The 18396-nt window shown below is 27.8% G+C and carries 15 protein-coding genes; 8 read left to right on the top strand and 7 right to left on the bottom strand.

Annotation, left to right across the window (positions count from 1 at the left end; translation table 11 throughout):
• Positions 1-159 precede the first annotated feature (159 nt).
• The gene (locus IC218_RS01765; RefSeq protein WP_227482286.1) at positions 160-744 is read left to right on the top strand and encodes a zinc dependent phospholipase C family protein; all 585 of its coding nucleotides are present in this window, start codon (positions 160-162) and stop codon (positions 742-744) included.
• Positions 745-937: 193 nt separating this feature from the next.
• On the opposite strand, the gene IC218_RS01760 is transcribed toward IC218_RS01765, so the two are convergent.
• Both IC218_RS01760 and IC218_RS01755 read right to left on the bottom strand, forming a co-directional pair.
• Positions 938-1717 carry an HAD family hydrolase gene (locus IC218_RS01760; RefSeq protein WP_227434315.1) on the bottom strand — a complete coding sequence of 260 codons (780 nt, stop codon included), beginning with the start codon at positions 1715-1717 and terminating at the stop codon, positions 938-940.
• A gap of 69 nt (positions 1718-1786) precedes the next feature.
• Entirely contained in the window at positions 1787-3043 is a 1257-nt protein-coding gene (locus tag IC218_RS01755) for a competence/damage-inducible protein A (protein ID WP_227823700.1), read from the bottom strand.
• A 259-nt stretch (positions 3044-3302) separates the two neighbouring features.
• Here IC218_RS01755 and IC218_RS01750 point away from each other — a divergent pair, with 259 nt between their 5' ends.
• From IC218_RS01750 to IC218_RS01735, 4 genes are all read left to right on the top strand, one after another.
• Positions 3303-4202: a D-alanine--D-alanine ligase gene (locus tag IC218_RS01750; protein ID WP_227482284.1), complete on the top strand. Its 900-nt coding sequence runs from the start codon at positions 3303-3305 to the stop codon at positions 4200-4202.
• 23 nt (positions 4203-4225) lie between these two features.
• Positions 4226-5674, top strand: a complete 1449-nt coding sequence (locus IC218_RS01745; protein WP_227823699.1) for a PLP-dependent aminotransferase family protein — start codon at positions 4226-4228, stop codon at positions 5672-5674.
• Between the two features lie 81 nt (positions 5675-5755).
• Complete coding sequence (locus tag IC218_RS01740; protein WP_227434311.1) at positions 5756-6538, top strand: M15 family metallopeptidase; 783 nt, start codon at positions 5756-5758, stop codon at positions 6536-6538.
• Positions 6539-6563: 25 nt separating this feature from the next.
• Positions 6564-8483, top strand: coding sequence for an ABC-F family ATP-binding cassette domain-containing protein (locus IC218_RS01735; protein WP_227823698.1), 1920 nt, complete (start codon positions 6564-6566; stop codon positions 8481-8483).
• A 146-nt stretch (positions 8484-8629) separates the two neighbouring features.
• On the opposite strand, the gene IC218_RS01730 is transcribed toward IC218_RS01735, so the two are convergent.
• The 3 genes from IC218_RS01730 to IC218_RS01720 form a co-directional block, all read right to left on the bottom strand.
• Positions 8630-8983 (bottom strand): PqqD family protein, encoded by a 354-nt coding sequence (locus IC218_RS01730; protein WP_227823697.1) that lies wholly within the window; start codon positions 8981-8983, stop codon positions 8630-8632.
• Complete coding sequence (locus tag IC218_RS01725; RefSeq protein WP_227434308.1) at positions 8970-10898, bottom strand: OPT family oligopeptide transporter; 1929 nt, start codon at positions 10896-10898, stop codon at positions 8970-8972. The genes IC218_RS01730 and IC218_RS01725 overlap by 14 nt, the downstream gene beginning before the upstream one ends.
• Before the next feature lie 410 nt (positions 10899-11308).
• On the bottom strand, positions 11309-13498 hold the full coding sequence (locus tag IC218_RS01720) for an amino acid adenylation domain-containing protein (protein ID WP_227823696.1): 2190 nt from the start codon (positions 13496-13498) through the stop codon (positions 11309-11311).
• Positions 13499-13834: 336 nt separating this feature from the next.
• Here IC218_RS01720 and IC218_RS01715 point away from each other — a divergent pair, with 336 nt between their 5' ends.
• Both IC218_RS01715 and IC218_RS01710 read left to right on the top strand, forming a co-directional pair.
• The gene (locus IC218_RS01715; protein ID WP_227823695.1) at positions 13835-14566 is read left to right on the top strand and encodes a glycerophosphodiester phosphodiesterase; all 732 of its coding nucleotides are present in this window, start codon (positions 13835-13837) and stop codon (positions 14564-14566) included.
• Between the two features lie 79 nt (positions 14567-14645).
• Entirely contained in the window at positions 14646-15284 is a 639-nt protein-coding gene (locus tag IC218_RS01710; RefSeq protein ID WP_227482279.1) for an isochorismatase family cysteine hydrolase, read from the top strand.
• A 222-nt stretch (positions 15285-15506) separates the two neighbouring features.
• On the opposite strand, the gene IC218_RS01705 is transcribed toward IC218_RS01710, so the two are convergent.
• Together IC218_RS01705 and IC218_RS01700 are read right to left on the bottom strand one after the other, a co-directional pair.
• Positions 15507-16100, bottom strand: a complete 594-nt coding sequence (locus tag IC218_RS01705) for a DUF3867 domain-containing protein (RefSeq protein WP_227434304.1) — start codon at positions 16098-16100, stop codon at positions 15507-15509.
• Positions 16101-16170: 70 nt separating this feature from the next.
• Positions 16171-17034, bottom strand: a complete 864-nt coding sequence (locus tag IC218_RS01700) for a S66 peptidase family protein (protein ID WP_227434303.1) — start codon at positions 17032-17034, stop codon at positions 16171-16173.
• Positions 17035-17207: 173 nt separating this feature from the next.
• Between IC218_RS01700 and IC218_RS01695 the strand changes: the two genes are divergently transcribed.
• Positions 17208-18377 carry a M20 metallopeptidase family protein gene (locus IC218_RS01695; RefSeq protein ID WP_227823694.1) on the top strand — a complete coding sequence of 390 codons (1170 nt, stop codon included), beginning with the start codon at positions 17208-17210 and terminating at the stop codon, positions 18375-18377.
• The last annotated feature ends 19 nt before the right edge of the window (positions 18378-18396 follow it).

The raw sequence follows: 18396 nt of genomic DNA, 5'->3' as shown, positions 1-18396 counted from the left end.
TTGTAAATTTCGCCAATTACTGGTATTATGAATATGGTTGAAATTATTTAAATAAATGTGATTGACTTAATTTCATATATTTACCATTAAACTTTTATCATAAATATCATATCATAATAATATATTTAATAAGTCTAATAAACTATACGAGGTGTAAATATGTTAATGAATACCCATTTTATTATGGCAAAATCGATACTTAATAATATAGATGAAAATAAAACATTCTTTATAAGCGAAAAAAATTTTATATATGGTAATATAAAGCCAGATGCTTTTTCTAAATACAAATTAAAAAAACATTATATGGATGAATCATTTAATATGATTGCTTCTAAAATAAAATATCTGTGCAGTCTTACTATAGACAGCGTTTCTAAATATTTTTCAGTAAGTAGACTTAGTCAAGAGCTTGGTGTTATCTGCCACTTTTTATGCGATTTTTTCTGCTTAGCTCATAGTGAACGCTGGGAATTTAAGCATAGTTTGAATAAACATGTTACTTATGAAAGAGAACTTGGAGCATTTGCAAAGGATGTTGATTTATCTAAAATTAAAGGTAATACTATAAATAGTGGATTTGAAAAATTTTTTGTTAAACTTTACAATGAATACAAAAAGAAAAGCGACTATATGAATGATTTAAAATTTTCAGCTTATACTTGCAATAGTGTTATAAATTATATATTAGATTCTATTTTAGCTAATACAATAAAATCATACCATATAGCAAATTGTGGTTAACTTAAGAATTTTAAACTGACAATTAATATAATCAAAATGACTGCTCTACAGAATATAAAATCTAGTTTTATAATTCTACTGAACAGTCATTTTTTTATACTGAATAGGTAATACCTTATAAAATTGATTAATTAGTAAATCAACAAACAAAAATAATTTACTAATTTTTTATTACTTCCCATCAATCTTATATCTAACTGTTTATTTTTATGATAGCATCTATAGCACTTTTTACACTATCTACTACATAATTTGCACTTTGTTTTACTTCTTCTCTTGCCTTTGACATTACAAAACTATATTTAAATCCCTCTAACATACAAATATCATTTGGAGAATCTCCAATAGTAGCAACTTCATCTGGACTTACATTTAGAGTTTTTATTACATGTTCTATGCTACCTCTTTTCGATACACTTTTAGGAACTATGTTTAAAGTATAAGTACTAGAAAAATATATTTCCAACACTTCACTAAACTCACTTTTTAAATATAATTCTATTCTAGACAACTCTTCTAAATTTTCAGAGCATATACCAATATTGCCTATAAGATTATCAAAACTATCTCTTTTCTCAAAATCGGGGTCCACTATAAAATCGCTAGAATAATGTCTAAAAGCTGTTGTGTCACTATCTACAATTACATCTCCTTTATATTTAAAATACAATTGTGCATCAGTTGATTCAAATCTATCAATAACTTTTTTTACTAATTTATCATCTATAGTTTGCTTAAAAATCACATTATAATCTTTATCATGTATAAATGCACCATTTTCACATATATAATAGCCATTCATATCTAAGCTCCCTTCGATAATATCACGAGCCTGTTTGAAAACTCTACCTGTAGCAACATTAAACTGTACTCCTCTTTTTTCTATTTCCTCAATTGCTACTATATCTTCTTTTGTTATAGCTCCATTTTCATATAAAGTTCCATCTAAATCACAAAATATATGTTTTATCATAAATTAAAAGCCTCCAAAAATGATTTTATATTATACCAATACTTTAAATATAATCAATATCACAATAGTTTAAAGTTTTTCTAATTGTATTCTCAACTCATTAAGTAAATCTCTAGTAGCTCTCAATCTTATTTTTCTTCTATCTCCATTAAATATATTTTTTTTCACTATTATTTTTCCATTTATATATATTGCAGTATAAACCAACCCTACAGGCTTTTCCTCAGTTCCTCCACCAGGTCCAGCTACTCCAGTTGTAGATATACCTATATTAGCTCCAAGCCCTTTAGCAACGCCCTCAGCCATTTCTATTGCTGTTTGTTCACTTACTGCTCCAAAGTCTTCTAAAGTTTCTTTTTTTACTCCCAATCTTTTCATTTTGGCTTCATTAGAATATGTTACACATCCTTCAAGAAATACAGAAGATATTCCTGGGTAGTTTATAAGAGATGAAGATACCAAACCTCCAGTACAAGATTCAGCCACTGCTGTTGTTAAGTTTTTTTCTACAAGAAGCTTAGAAACAGCATCTTCTAATGCAGACTCTCCTTCAGATACTGAAATATCTCCTTCAGTATATACATATTTACCTACTCTGTCCTTTATCTTTTCTTCTACTGGTCTTATAAATTCAAAAGCTTGTTCTTCATTTTCAGCTTTTGCAGTTATTCTTATTGTAACTTCTAATTCCTTTGCATACAAAGCAACTGTTGGATTAGTTTGTTCATCAATTATATCTAAAATTTCCAATTCTAGGTTTGACTCCCCTATTCCATACAATCTTAAAGTTTTTGATACTAGCATTTCCTTTGTAAATTGTTGTAGGTAAGGTTTGACACTTTCATTAAACATTGCCTTCATTTCTCTTGGAGGTCCAGGTAGTACTATTATACTTTTATCATCTTTCTTTAAAATAGCTCCTGGTGCTGTTCCATTATTATTTTTTAATACTATAGCATCCTTTGGAAAATATACTTGTTTCATATTATTTTCGGCCATTTTTTTTCCTGTTTTAACAAAGAATGATTCTAAGACTTCTAATGATGGTTTATGTAATTCTAATTCCTGTCCAAAATACTCTGCTGCAGTTTCTTTTGTCATATCATCACCAGTTGGTCCAAGACCTCCTGTAGTAATTACTAAATCACTTCTTTTTAAGCTTTCATCAAAACATTCTAAGAGTCTTTGCTTATTATCTCCAACTGTACTTTGATGGTATACTTCTATTCCCAATGCTGCAAGTTCTTTAGCTAAAAATTGAGAGTTTGTATTTACTATATCTCCCAACAGTATCTCTGTTCCTACACTTATTATTTCTGCTTTCAAATTTTATCACTCCTTGATTTATAGCCACTAAGACTAGTCTTAAGTTCATACCACTAATTTTAGCAAAAATAATGATATAAATAAAGTTAAAAAATCATTCAAATCTATCTGTAAGTTAGATTATCACTCTAAAACCACACATAATATAAACTTCACATGTAGTGGTACTTTCATCATCAACCATTAATTCATATAATTAAGTAAGTAAATTAAAAAATTTAATTTAAAAATAATAAAATTTAAAATAGGAGTGTATAATATGAAAATAGCAGTTATAATGGGTGGAATATCATCAGAGAGAGAAGTTTCTTTAAATTCAGGAAAAGAAATATATAATAATCTTGATAAAAGTAAATATGATGTTGTAAAGGTGATAATAGATGATAAAAAAGATATATTTACAAAAATACCAGAAGATACAGATTTTGCAGTACTAGCACTACATGGGAAATTTGGTGAAGATGGATGCATTCAGTCAGTACTTGAGACTATGGATATACCATATTCTGGATGTGGACCTCTTTGTAGTGGAATGTGTATGGACAAAAACATCACTAAAAAAATGCTTAGAGATTCAGACCTTCCTACTGCTCCATGGGCTTTAGTAAAATCAATTGATGAAATAAATTATGATGAGATAGACAAAATAGGCTATCCAGTATTTATAAAACCAAATTCAGGAGGTTCAAGTGTTGCTACATTCTTCATCCATTCCAAAGATGAAGTTGAAGAAGCAGTTCGTAAAGGTTTAGAAGTTGATGAGTTTGTAATGATTGAAAAATATATACCAGGTGGAGAATATACTTCATTCATATTAAATGGCGAAGTATTTCCTACTATATCTATAAAATCAGACTCAGGATTCTTTGATTATGAAGCTAAATACTCACTTGAAAAAGGAGCAAAAGAAGAAGTTATTTATTTAGATGATGAACTTCAAAAAAGAGTAAATGAGATTTCTGAGACTTGTTGGAAAATTTTTAATTGCAAAGCATATGTAAGAGTTGATATGATTATAAGTGAAGGTATTCCTTATGTTCTTGAGCTAAATACTCTTCCTGGCATGACTAAAACTAGTTTAATACCTAGAAGTGCCGCTGCTAAAGGTCTTGAGTATAGCCAATTATTAGATAAACTTATAGAATACTCTTTAAATTAGATAATACAATTTGAGGTGGTAATTTGATATTTTCAAATCTAAGATTAAATGATAGTGAACCAATTTATATACAAATTAAAAATTATATAAGTGATATGATATCAAAAGGATTAATTCCAGACAATAGTAAGCTCCCTTCTACAAGGGAGCTTAGTCAGCTTTTACAAGTTAGTAGAAATTCCATAGTCTTAACTTATGAAGAACTAAAATCAGAGGGCTTAATCTACTCTGTTTCAGGAAAAGGTACATTTGTTAATTCAAAAAATAAATCTTCAAACACTACATGGTCTTTAAATTGGGATTGTTTAGAGAATACATACTCTAAAAAAGCTAATGAATTAGATATTATAAAAAGCGAAATACCTTGGAGCTCTAACCTAATATCATTTAAAAGTATATCTCCTGATGGAGATTTATTTGATATGGAGGAATTAAAAAAATCTTTTTTAAATAGAATCTCATTAGAAGGTCACAAACTACTTAACTATGGATATGCACAAGGTTATAAACCTCTTATTGACTATTTGCTTGAATATATGACAAATAAGGGCGTTGATATTAATAACAAAGATATATTAATTACAAATGGATTTACAGAAGGCTTTGATATTATTATATCCTCTTTCACTCAAGAAGGAGACTATATAATTTGTGAAAATCCTACTCACAACACAGCTATAAAAATTATGAAGTCACACAATCTCAATATTTTAGGTGTGGATATATCTGAAAATGGTCTAGATTTCAATATGCTCGAAAATCGTTTAATTGAGTACAAAAATAAAATAAAATTTGCATATATTACACCTTCTTATCACAACCCAACAGGGATTGTAATGACCCCTGAAAATAGATATAGATTCTATAATCTTATGAAAAAATACAATATAGCAATTATAGAAGATGGATTTAATGAAGAGTTACTCTACAATAGTTCTCATATATTTCCCATCTGCTCTCTTGATAATATGAATAATGGTGTTGTATATATTGGTAGCTTTTCAAAAATTTTATTTCCTGGAATAAGAATTGGATGGATTTTTGCAGATAAAAAAGTTATAGATAAGTTAGAAAGTGTAAAAAGGTGCAGAAATATACATGTATCTTTTTTAGACCAAGGTATTTTATTTGATTATTTAAGTAATGGAGGATTTGAAAAATACGTAAAAAAAATACGTAAATTCTATGGGGATAAATTTAACTTTGCCTATGAATGTGTAAAAAAATATATGCAAACGGAATATATCTTAGGTGATGGTGGTTTGCATATATTTATCAAGCTTAAGAATATAGATACTAGAAAGCTATTAGAAAAATGTTACAAAAAAAATGTTATCTTCATGCCTGGAGATTTATTTTTTACAAATGGCTTTGGTTCTGACACTTTAAGACTTGGATTTTCGAGACTCTCTTTTGAAGATATTGAAACTGGTATAAAAATAATAGGAGAAACTATAGATGAAATGTCCTAGGTTAACTAAATATTGTTAGCCTAGTTTATTTTTATGAGGTATAATATATATAGTTTATATGAATCTAACATGGGGGATAATATGAGTAAAAAGTCAAAACGAAAGAAGATTAATAAATTAAAGCTAACAATTGTAATAACTGTATTATTTCTTGCCTTACTATCTATATATGAGATATTTTTCTCTAAATCCAACAAAGAAGATAATATAAAAAGTCAAGAAACTATACAAGATAAAAACAATACAACAGAGGATTCTAAAAATAATCAAAACTCTACTAAAAAACAGGAAGATAACAACATTAAGCCCACTTTTTCATATTCTTCAATACCAGATAACATAAAAAACAAAATGATTGGTAAATCTATGCCTTCTGATGAACCTATAGGATTTGATAGTTTATCTTACTTGCAACTTACCTACTACGGATTTGATGAAAAAACTCATCAAGGTGAGATGATAGTAAATAGTGAACTAGCTTCAGAAGTTGTCGATATTTTTAAAGAGTTATATGAAAAAAAATATCCAATTGAAAAAATTAAATTAATAGATGATTATGATGCTGTAGATGAAAAATCTATGTCTGATAATAATACATCTGCATTTTGTTATAGAACTGTAGCTGGTACAAATACTGTCTCAAATCATGGTAAAGGACGTGCTATAGATATAAATCCATTACAAAACCCACATGTTTCTGGAGACAATGTTAGCCCTAAGGTAAGCACTGTTTATGCAGATAGGTCTGCTTTAAAATTTGGAATGATAAAAAAGGGTGATGATTGTTATAATGCTTTTGTAAGCAGAGGTTGGAGTTGGGGTGGATATTGGAAAAACCCAGACTACCAACATTTTGAAAAATAATAGATTAGAAATAAAGGTGAATTATATGAATTTAATGACATTGGAAAATATAAGTAAAAGCTATTCTGAAAAAAAATTACTTGAAAATATATCTCTTGGTATCAATGATGGAGAAAAAATAGGACTTATTGGTGTAAATGGTACTGGTAAATCTACTTTACTTAAAATTATTGCAGGAACTGAAGAAAGTGAAACTGGCAATATAACAAAGGCTAATGGTATTAGAGTAGAATATCTTCCTCAAAACCCAACTTATGATGAAAATTCAACTGTTCTAGAACAAGTATTTAATGGAACTTCAGAAGAATTAAAACTCCTTGGTAAATACCAAGAAACTTTAGAAAAACTTAATTCTAACTTTACAGATGAACTAAATAAAAAATTATTATCCATGCATGAGAAGATAGATGCTTTAAACCTTTGGGATTTAGAAAGCGAAGCCAAATCTGTACTTACAAAGCTTGGTATAAATGATTTCAATCAAAAAATAATAGAACTTTCTGGTGGTCAAAGAAAAAGAGTTTCTCTAGCCTCAGCTCTTATTACTCCTTGTGAGCTTTTAATACTAGATGAACCAACAAACCATCTAGATAATGATACCATCGATTGGCTTGAAGAATACCTAAATTCAAGAAAAGGTTCATTGCTTATGATAACTCATGATAGATATTTTTTAGACCGTGTTACAAATAGAATAATTGAATTAGACAAAGGTAGATTATTTAGCTATGATGGTAATTATTCAATATTTTTAGAAAAGAAAATGGAAAGACTTGCATTAGAATCAAGTATTGAGGATAAACGACAAAATTTAATTAGAACAGAACTTGCATGGGTTAGACGTGGAGCTCAAGCTCGTAGCACAAAACAAAAAGCTCGTCTACAAAGATTTGATGAACTTGTAAATAGAGACTCTTTCAAACCTGATGAAAATATTGATATATCGGTTGCCTCAAGTAGGCTTGGAAATAAAATAATAGAAATACACAATATATCTAAATCTTTTGAAGAAGTTACAGTTATAGATAATTTAGAATATACTTTAGCACGTACAGATAGAATTGGCATAATAGGTAAAAATGGTATGGGTAAATCAACTCTAATAAACATAATAAATGGGAAATTAGCCCCTGATAGTGGATATATCTCAATTGGAGAAACTGTAAAAATAGGTTGCTTTTCTCAAGATGATTCTCATATGAACATTGGCATAAGGGCTATAGACTATGTAAAAGAAGCTAGTGATTATATAGAAACTTCTGATGGTACTAGGATTACAGCTTCTCAAATGTGTGAAAGATTCCTTTTTAATGGTACCATGCAGTATACTTTGATAGGCAAACTGTCTGGTGGTGAGAGAAGAAGACTACACCTTCTTAGAATTCTTATGACAGCTCCTAATGTACTTCTTTTGGATGAGCCTACAAACGACTTAGATATAGAAACACTAAAAATATTAGAAGAATATCTTGATGAATTTAAAGGTGTAGTAATTACAGTATCACATGATAGATATTTCCTAGATAGAATCTGTAATAAAATATTTGCATATGAAGGAAATGGAAAAATTCATATTTATACAGGTAATTATAGTGACTATCTTATTTATAGAGAGATTCAAGGAATTGAATTTGAAGAATCTAAAAAAGAATCACTTAAAAATGATGATTCAACTGCTCCAAAAAAAGAAAAACCTAAAAATGATAAAAAACTTAAATTCTCATACAATGAGCAAAGAGAGTTTGAAAATATTGATTCTGACATAGAAAAACTTGAATCTAAAATTGCAAAACTTGATGAAAGTACTTCAAAATTTGCAACTGATTTTACTAAACTTCAAGAAATTTTAGATAAAAAATCAAAATTTGAAAAAGAACTTGAGTACAAATATGAAAGATGGGAATATCTAAATAATTTAGCTGACGAAATAGCTAATAATAAATAATATTAAAACATCTAAGTTTAATAACCTTTACTTTAAGTTTATAAGTTATAAATATTTAAAAGAGCTATATGTCTTTAAAAACATATAGCTCTTTTTTAACTATCTTCTAATTTTTATATTCTGATATATCCTATAATAATTCTTTATTATAAGTCTATATCCATTCTTTCAACATAGTGACAATTGACATCAATATGATTTAAAAAAACCAATAACCTTTCATAAAGTGGATGAGATTCTTCTCCATATTTGGATTCTAAGTTTTCACCTATTTCCCTAACAGTCTTTTGACCATCAATTTGTAAAAATACAAAACTAGAATATTCATCTAGCTCTATTTTTTTATATTTAGGTATTCTAGCTTTTAACTTTCTAAAAAACCTTTGAATCTTATGGTCCTGTTTTTCAAGTATAGTTACAATACCATTTTCATCTACTTCATATTCAAGTCCATCAGTAATTTTAAATACAATATCTAAAACATCATTACTCTTGCTCATTATTTTTTACTTTAGATAAAATGATCGGTAGTGTTGTAAGTACAACTAAAACTATTAATAAAGCAATTGCCATTGAATTTGTAGCAGCAAAACCACTTGGTACTTTTGGAGTTATAACTCCAGTTACTTGTAATATTATACCTATTAAACCAATGATAGATCCACCTGCAACAAGACCAGAAGATAAACTTATACCATTAGAAACTTTAGCTTCTTTTTCTTTTTCAGATTTAGATACTAGTTCAACAAATAAACGAATTAATGCTCCAACTAATATTATAGAAGTTGTTGCTATTGGTAAATAGAATCCTATAGCTATAGTCATTATTGGTAAGTTTAATGCATATAACACAATTGCCATAAATACTCCAACAATAATCATAACCCAAGGTAAACTACCTGACATAATACCAGAAGTTAATGTTGACATTAAGTTTGCTTGTGGTAATGCAAATTGTACATTATCACCAGTAGCTTTAAGTTGGTCAGAAAGTAATAAGATTACTCCTACAACAACTATAACACCAACTATACTTGCAACTGTGAAGTAACGTTGCATTTCATTTTTGCTACCACCAATGATGTAAGTTACTTTTTGAGATTGAGTATATCCTCCAGCTATAGCAATAGCAACAACTATAAATGACCCAAATAAAAGTAATGATTTATTAGCTTCTAAATCAGTCCATCCCATTATAACAAATACTAATGTTACAATAACTAAAGAAGCTATAGTCATACCAGAAACTGGAAGATTTGATGTTCCTATTGTTCCTGTTAAACGTCCAGCTACTATGACGAATAATAAAGATAATAAAAGAGATATGATAGCTCCAATAATTGCCATAGCAATATTACCAGAAATCAAGAACGCTGCTAAGAACCCAACTACTACTCCACCTAATAAAAGTATCATTTGTATAGATGAACCTTCTTCTGCATCTCCAGTACTTGATTTAGCTTTAAGTGTTTCTTTTATAGAAGCGATTATAGTTGGGATAAGTTTTATTGCACCAATAATACCTCCACAAAGCATCATACCAGCACCTATATATTTTACATAACTACTAGATATAGCTCCAACATCCATTTGGTTAAGAGGCATTGCAGGATTATTCCATACCATAGCTCCATCTTTAGCCATATCAGTAAAGTAACCTATTAAAGGTGCAATACCAAAGTTTGATAAGATACTTCCTGCAAACATTGTTAAAGAAACTTCAAGCCCTACTATAAACCCAATTCCTAAAAGTAGAGGGTTTACTTCAATATCAAATTTCCATTTGTAGAATTTACTTCCTACAAGACTCATTACATTGTTTGCTACATTTAAGAATGAACCAGTTAATACAGTGATAAATCCACTTATTACAAATCCAATTCCCATGTATTTAATTGAGTCTCCACCAGCCTCTGAAGCAACAAGTGTTTCAGATATAGCCATTGATTCTGGGTACATAAGTTTACCATGTTCTTCAATTATTAAATAATTGTGAACTATTGCTGCAACTCCTATACCAAATAAAACACCACCAACTCCAACAGCTAAGCCTTCTAAAAATGTGATTTGGCTTCCAATTAAGATAACTGCTGGTAATACGAAAATGAATCCACTTGCAACAGATTCCCCACCACTTGACATACCTTGGATTAAGTTCTTACCAAGAATACCCTTTTGGCGAGCAAATGCTCCAACAAAAGCAGAACCTATTATAGCTCCTGGAATACCTGCTGCAACTGTAAGACCAGCTTTCATTCCAGAATAAGTTGTAGATGCGGCAAAAATGGCAGCTAAAATGATACCGATAATCAATACAGCTACATTTCCACCGGTTCTGGACTTATCTGTGATGTATGGAACGTAATCTTTTCCACTAACCTCACCATAAGCTCCCTTAGGTAATTTTTTGTTCATAAAATTTTCACCCCTTTTCAGTTTGTATATATTATAACATATATACATATAAAACTTAACTTTTTATTATTTTACAAATAGCGAGTAAAAACTACTAAAATTTAATCCCATATTATTAATTTCTATTTTTAGATATTTTTATGCTAATTTTCTTTTTATTTTTCGATTATACTAAAAAGGATTAAGATAAAAAATAAAAAATTTTTTTATATTAAAATTAAATTTGTTATAAAAACACTTTAAAACACGGAAAAGTATAAAAAATACAATAATCATCCTTATAAACAGATTTTCACCACAGTAAAAATGTACAGAAAATTCTTTCTTTTATGTCAATTGATTCATTCTTGAAAATAGGTGTCATAAAGAAACTTCTATAGTTCCTTTATAACACCTGTCATAATACAAAATCACTCTGGCAATGCCCTTTTATTTACTTTTCCAATTGGTGTAACTGGTATTTTATCTATCCTCATTATTATTGTTGGAATCATGTATGGAGGTAAATGCTCATTTAAATATTCTCTAACTGTTATGTCATTTATTTTTTCACTATCCTCATCATCAATCACATAATATGCACATATATACATATCTCCATCCTCATTTGTTCTTGAGATACAAACAACACTTTTAATTTCTGTAATATTGTTTATTATGTTTTCAATCTCATACAGCTCTATTCTAAATTCATCAATTTTTACTTGATTATCCATCCTACCAATATAATCCAAATTTCCATCATCTAGCCATCTTACCAAATCACCAGTTCTATACATTAATTTATTATGTTCACAAGTTTTGTAAGGATTTTCTACAAATACTTGCTCTGTTAAACCTTTTTTATTTAAATAGCCTCTTGATATTTGGATTCCTGATAGACAGAGTTCTCCTGGAACTCCAATTGGGCATAGTTTATTTTTTTTATCTAATACATATGCATAAGTATTAAAGATTGGCTTACCTATTGGTATTTTCCCATACTCTTTATCCACATGAAAAGAAGTTGATACAACAGTAAATTCTGTTGGTCCATACTCATTATATAACTCATAGTTACGTTTTCTATATCCTTTTAATCTTTCTCCTCCTGTCTGCACAATCCTAAGTGAACTGTTGTTACAGTTTTGTATAAATAATCTTGCAAACGCTGTTGGTAATGCTAATATGGTTATATCATTTTCCTCACAATACTCATTTACTGTATATTCATCAAATTTTGCTTCTTCTGGCATAATGTTTATTGAAGCACCCATCAATAGATATGGAAATAGTTGTTTCATTACAGCATCAAAACTAAAACTTAAATATATCCCACATATATCATTTTCTGTAGCACTTATAGCTTCTATACTATAATAACACATATTTACTAAACTCTTATGCTCTATAGCTATAGTCTTTGGTCTACCAGTTGACCCTGATGTAGATATTGTATATGCACAGTTTGATGGTGTTATTTTTTCAGTTAAGTCATATCTAATTTTAAATATATCTTCATCATTTATATCAATTACTATTGTGTTTTCATTTATAACCTTACATCTAAGTTCGTCTGTAGTTATTACTACTTTTGCATTACTATCTTCAAGAAGGTAATTTAATCTTTCTTCTGGATTACTTGTGTCTATCGGGAAGAATGCTCCTCCTGATTTCATAATTCCTATGGCTGTAACAATTATATTAATGTCTCTTGGCAACATTACAGCTACTATATCTTCACTTTTTACCCCTATATGATTTAAATAGCCTGCAAATCTATCAGTTAACTCATCAAGTTCTCTATATGTCAAATTTCTATTTTCGTCTCTAGCAGCTACATTATTAGGTGTTCTCTCAACTTGTTCCCTAAATAAATTAATATAACTTCTGTTATATGGTATCTCACATTGATTATCATTAAAATCTTTCAATAATATTTTTTCTTCTTTCTTACATACAAATTCTAAATCTTCTATTAAAATATTGTTATTCCTTATTATCTGCTCTATTATATAATCAAATTGATTTAATATCCTTCTAATAGTTTCTCTTTTGTATATAGATGGCTTATATTTTATTTTTATTTTTAATGCCCTTTTAGTATAAACTATTACAGATAAATCATATCCTTTTTTTTCTATGTCATAGTCATATGATAAATCAAAACTTTTAGCTACAAATATTGTATTTATAAGTTTAGTATTCAGATGATTTTTATTCTCTATATCTGATAATAAATAGTATCCATATTCTAAAGACCTACTCCATTGCCTTTTTAAATTTTTTACAACATCTATAAACTTTTCGCTTTGTCGAACCTTAACTCTTATAGGAATTATATTTATTGTTTTTCCAAAAACTACATCATCTTCATATGTATACTTTTGTAATATAAGTCCATAGATAGTTTCTATAATAGAGCTTATGCTTATATTATTCATTTTAGAATATTGAATTAGTTTCTCATGTTTTTCAATATCAATCTTAAAAATTTCATCTACAACTTCGTCAGAACAATCTTTATAAAAAAAATCATTTGGAATTTTTGCTAGATTGGTATAATCATCTAACAAATCCATCCAATAATTCATAGCTCGTTCTAAATTAACTTCATACATATCAAAATTCCCCCTTACTACTAAATCTATAGAAAAAATTCTTTTGGAATTTCATTTTTTTAAATACAGAAATATATTAATAATATATATGCAAGCTCTAAACACATGAGCTTGCATAAACTTATACTTATATATTATGACTATTAAATTCGTAATATTTATAATGTTTAAAATATATTATAACACAGATATGATTTTATTTTCTTACATTTATATAATATATAAATTATAAATTGTTATTTAATTAATGTATAATTATATTGTTTAGAATATGATATATTATATTAATTAAAATTTTATAAGAATAAGTTATATTTATTGAAAGGAGCTTTACAAATGAACATTTATGCTCACAGAGGTTTTAGTGGAAAATATCCAGAAAACACTATTCTTGCTTTTAAAAAATGCTTAGATATGGATATATACGGAATAGAACTTGATGTTCACAAGACTAAAGATGGAAAAATTGTAGTTATTCATGATGAAACGGTCGATAGAACTTTTAATGGACATGGTTTTGTAAAAGACCTTACTTTAAGAAAACTAAAAACATTGAACTCATCCTTTGAGGGTTACCAAAACAATAAAGAATGTAAAATTCCAACTTTAGAAGAAGTCTTAATCTTAATTTCGCCTACAGACCTTATCTTAAATATAGAACTAAAAACTGACAAAGTAAATTACACTAATATAGAAAAAGATGTTTTGAAACTTATTTTAAAGTATAATATGAAAAACAGAGTTCTTATATCTAGTTTTAATAGTAATAGCTTAAAAAATTTTCATAAGTTAGAACCCAGTATAAAAACAGCTTTATTATGCTACTTACCTATAAATAATGTAGTTGAATTTGCTAAACTTCTAAGAAATAGCTATCTTCACCCTCCTTTAATTTTAGTAAATGAATCTCTAGTTGAACTTTGTCACAAAAATTTACTAGGTGTCAATGTGTATACTGTAAATGAAGAAGAAGATATGCTACATTGCCTATCTCTTAATGTAGATGGTATTTTTACTAACTATCCAGATATAGCTTTAAACCTTTTACAATCAAAGCAATATAGCTAGTTATATAGTAGTTTATACTCCTTGACTTTTATATGATTAATATGTACAATTTTATTAAATTTAGCTTGGAGGTATACTTATGGATAACTTATTAAATGAACTTGAAGCTTTAAAAAGTAATTTGGATAATTTACCAATAGAAAAAATAGAAAATTACGATTTGAGTAAAACAGTTTTATTTATAATTGATGTCAATAATGGTTTTGCAAAACAAGGTGCCTTATACTCTCCCAGAGTAGAATCTTTGATAAAACCAATTGAAATTTTCGCAAAAAAAATATCAAATAAACTAAATAAAGTAATTGCATTTACTGATTGTCATACACCTAAATCTATAGAACTTTTAAGTTATCCTGTTCACTGTTTAGAAAGTGATGTGGAAAGTGAACTAGTTGACGAACTTAAGTCTATAAAAAATCTACAAGTTTTCCCTAAAAACTCTACTAATGGATTTTTCGCACTAGAAAATTTAGACTTTGATGGGATAGACAATATAATTATAGTTGGTGATTGCACAGATATATGTATATATCAATTTGCAATAACTCTAAAATCTTATTTTAATCAATATAATATCGAAAAAAATATAGTTGTTCCTATGAATTTAGTAGACACTTATGACATTCCTAATGTTCATCCTGCAGAGATTTTAAACCTAGTATTTTTTAATAGTATGCTTCAAAATGGAATTAAGGTATTAAAGGAAATTAGCTTATAATAAATACTTTATAGATTTATATAGGGATACAACTTTGATAATAAGATTGTTCTATACAAATATTACTTAATACAATTAATTTAACATAACTAAAGTATATAAATATAGAAATCGCAATTTAAATATTCTTCTATACATCTTCTGTAGGAGAAATTAAATTGCGATTTCTATTTTTTACATAATACTAATCAACCATACCGCTTCAATAGTTAAATTTACTTTTTAATAATCGTATTTATTTGTAGTTTCACACATAACTACTTTTATCTTTTTATTAAACATATTCTTATATTCTAATAAAAACTCATTTAATTCTGAGTCCATAAGATTTATTTTTTTGTCACTACAAAGCATTATTTTTTCTTGATCTATTATTACATTAATATCATTTAAATCATTTTTTATGAATGTTGTTATACAACTCTTAGGTTGAATTTTTTCACCATATTTCTCATAAAATCCTGCACTCTTTTTAAACGATTCTAAATCTTCTGTAGATACTTTGCTGGAAGTATTATTACTCATAAAACCTGCTGTAGAAGGGTCGATTCCAAAGTTTCTAAGTTGTTTTTCTACTTCTTCAGTGTCCATACCATATCTTTCCATGAACTGTTTTTGTATTTTCATAAACTTTTCTTGAGATATGTCATTATCTTTCATATAATCAAATATTTTTCTTGAAAATTCAGCCATCGACATCTTTCCATCCATAACAGAAAAATATAAGTTATATATGTATTGCTCAAATTTATCTACATCAGAATCTTTAACTTTGTTTTTTAATTCGTTAAAGTCAATTATTCTATCATCAGACATTTTTTATCCTCCTAGCTAAATTTTTACTTGTATAAGATTATACCATACTTCTAATATATTTATATATACACTATTTTTTTAATTTAACCATTTTTTCTGTTGCATCTAATTCACACATTCTTCCTAAAGGAATAGTTATCATTGGTATACAGTGCCCAGATTGTAGATTATATATAGCTGGCTTATTAACCTTCTGCGCAAATTCCTCCAATAGTTCTATTAAATCTTCTTCTTTGATACAGTCTTTAAAATCTCCAAAAATTATACCATTACATTCATCCAGTTTTCCTGAAGAATACAATTGAGTTAACATCCTGTCTAATTTATATTGACATTCTCCAATTTCTTCAATGAATAAAATTTTATCCTTTGCATCTATTTCATATTTAGTTCCTATTGTAGAAATTATTAGAGATAAGTTTCCTCCCATTATTATTCCCTCTGCTTTGCCTTCACATACAGTATAAATCTTTTCTTCTTTTGGATTTTCTAAGTATAACTCATCTTTAAATTCTAAAGCATCTACTAGAGATTTATAAGTAAATTCATCCCATTTAGCTACATTCGCTGCCATTATTCCATGATATGGTAAAAGACCACAATTTTTATAAAAAGCTAGATTTAAACCTGTTATATCAGAAAAACCTATAAATGGTTTAGGATTTTGTTTTATTATTTCGTAATTTATTTTATCTAGTATTCTTGTTGTTCCATAACCTCCTCTTAAACACATAATTATATCTACTTCTTCATCTAAGAACATCTCTTCTATATCTCTTACTCTAATATCATCATTCCCAGCTAAATAACCTTTATAATTTAGTCCACAACTTTCAGAAAATTTAACTTTATAACCATACTTCTCCAAATTAAATTTTATTTCTCCTAGACTTATATTTCTCAATGGTCCAGAAGGCGCAATTACTCCTAACATCTAAACACCTCTTCTTCTAAAATGATATATTCTAATTTATGCTAAACATCTCTACTATAATTATAAGACATTTTATTTATACTTGATACAGAATAATGTTTTATATAGAATAATATAATTATAATAATGAAGAAAAATAAATTTTTAATTTTAATATAGTTAGGATGTGTTTTATGATTAATATTAAAGCTCTTTGCCATGATATAAATGATTGGGTTATAGATATTAGAAGAGATTTACACAAAACTCCAGAACTTGGCTTAGAAGAATTTCAAACTAAGAAAAAAATTATTAAATATTTAGATGAAATAGGTATAAGTTACATTGAATATGAAAATCACACAGGAGTAACTGCATATATAAATGTAAATCCAAACTTTGAGACAATTGCTATAAGAGCTGATATAGATGCTTTACCTATAACAGAAAAACTCAATCTTCCTTATAAATCCATTAATTTAGGTAAAATGCATGCATGTGGCCATGATGCACATACTGCTATTTTACTTGGCACTTGTAATATACTATTTAAATTAAAGGATTATTTAAATGTAAATGTAAAGTTTTTTTTCCAACCTGCTGAAGAAACCATTGGTGGCGCTAAACTTATGATAGAAGATGGATGCATGAAAAATCCAGATGTAAATTATATATTTGGTCTTCATGTAAATCCCAATATTGATAAAAGTTTAATTGAACTAAAATACAATACTTTAAATGCATCAACAGATACACTTTGTATAACTGTATATGGCTCAAAATGCCATGGAGCTTATCCTCATCAAGGTGTTGATGCTATAGTTATCTCTGCTCATATCATAACTGCTTTGCAGACAATTGTCAGTCGAAATACAAACCCCACTGATTCTGTAGTTATTTCTTTAGGAAAAATTGAAGGCGGAATTAAAGAAAATATAGTTTGCGATAAAGTTGTTATAAAAGGAACCTTAAGGACTTTAACGCAGGAAACCAGAGATTTTTCAAAAAAACGAATTAGAGAAGTTTGTGATTTTACTTGCAAAACATTTGGTGGAAATATTGATGTTGAAATTGAAGAAGGTTATCCTTCCCTTATAAATTCAAATTCTCTTGTAGATTATGTTAAACAAAATGCAGTAGAATTATTTGGAAAAGAAAATATTTTGATTAAAGATACACCTACTCTTGGTGCTGAAGATTTTTCATATTTTTTGAAATATTGTGAAGGTGCTTTTTATCACCTTGGTTGTGCAAATCAGGGAAAAAATATTAATTCTCCTCTTCATACAGCTACCTTTGATATTGATGAAGATTGTCTTATTACTGGTGTTATGCTTCATTCAAAAAATGTATTATCCTTTTAATTATATGCTTCTATCTCCT

The sequence above is a fragment of the Clostridioides sp. ES-S-0005-03 genome, assembly GCF_020658455.1.
In the GTDB taxonomy this organism is placed as follows: Bacteria; Bacillota; Clostridia; order Peptostreptococcales; family Peptostreptococcaceae; genus Clostridioides.
The sequence above is the reverse complement of the archived record's forward strand: the minus strand, read 5'-3'. Positions and strand labels throughout refer to the sequence as shown.